Source organism: Emticicia sp. (genome assembly GCF_049241225.1).
GTDB lineage: Bacteria > Bacteroidota > Bacteroidia > Cytophagales > Spirosomataceae > Emticicia.
The window spans coordinates 1398-2751 of the sequence record NZ_JBMLRC010000388.1; the positions used below are offsets into that span (position 1 = coordinate 1398).

Below are 1354 nucleotides of genomic sequence, written 5' to 3' on the forward strand. Positions count from 1 at the left end.
TTCATGGTATTGGTTTTTCCCAAACAGTCAGGTTTAGTTCTTCATTAGACAATTCAAAAATTGCCTACGCCCAGCGAATGCTTGAAAAAACGCTGAATAAGAAAGGATATGTAGTGAAAAACACTGCTACACAATTTACGATTAATTTTAAGATAAATGCCAGTAAGTTTGCACCCGAATCGTATGGTGTTTTAAAGGATAAAAATGCCATCGACATCGTTGGTGGCGATGCCCGTGGATTAATTTACGGGGCATTGGCAGTAGCAGAAAACATCAAAAATGGTGTTGGTTTAGATAAAATCAAGGCTTTTGAAGAAAAACCAAGATATCCTTATCGTTCTATAAAGTTTGATTTGCCCTACGATACCTATCGCCATAGTTATGCTTTAGATTTACACCAAGAAACCTGCAAAGACATCAAATATTGGGAGGCATTTTTGGATATGATGGCTGAAAATAGATTCAACATCTTGAGTTTATGGAATTTACACCCATACGTGTATATGATTCGTGCAAAAAACTTCCCCGAAGCATCGCCTTTTTCAGATGCAGAAATGAAGGAGTGGCAAACGCTTTTTCATGGAATTTTACGAATGGCTAAGGAGCGTGAAATAGAAACTTATTTAGTGCCTTTTAATATTTTCGTAAGTCCCGAATTTTCTAAAGCCCACAATGTGGCGATGGATAATTTGGAGCATCAGCACTTTGTAAAAGGCGATACTTCGAGCATCATTAAACGCTACACTCGTGAAAGTGTAACCCAAGTGTTGCAAGAATACCCCGAACTTACAGGCTTTGGTCTTACTTTGGGCGAAGGTATGGGCGGCATGACGCCACAGCAACGTGAAGACTGGATGAAAGAAACCATCATTGAGGGTATGAGACTATCGGGCAGAAAGTGCAAATTGATTCACCGCATACCATTTTCGAGTAATGTAGGCTCGCTTGGTCCCACGAGCATCGAAACCGAGCGATTGACACGAAGAGCCATCGACGAAGAAGGTACAATGGATTTTATTGAAAAACCCATTTGGGCAGATTTTAAATACAACTGGTCGCACGCCCACTCTACGCCAACGCTCGTAAAAGTGCACGGTGGAAAGCTTTTTGATACCTACTTCGTACCTAAACCACAGACCTATAAAGTTACTTGGACGGCTCGAAACGAAGATTTTTTCTGCCTACGTTGGGGTGTGCCGGATTTTATTCGTAGTCATATCAAAGAAAACAGCCAAGAATATGTGGGCGGCTATACCATTGGGTCTGAAACTTACATTCCTGCCAAAGATTATTTTACAAAATCTGATATCAAAGTTGATTGGAAATACGCATTTGAGCGTCAATGGCTATTTTA

The 1354-nt window shown here is 40.4% G+C and carries 1 pseudogene; it reads left to right on the forward strand.

The features are described 5' to 3' along the window. Positions 1 to 8: 8 nt before the first annotated feature. A pseudogene (locus tag ACOVO2_RS20250) lies at positions 9 to 1354 on the forward strand (hypothetical protein); the annotation flags it as partial.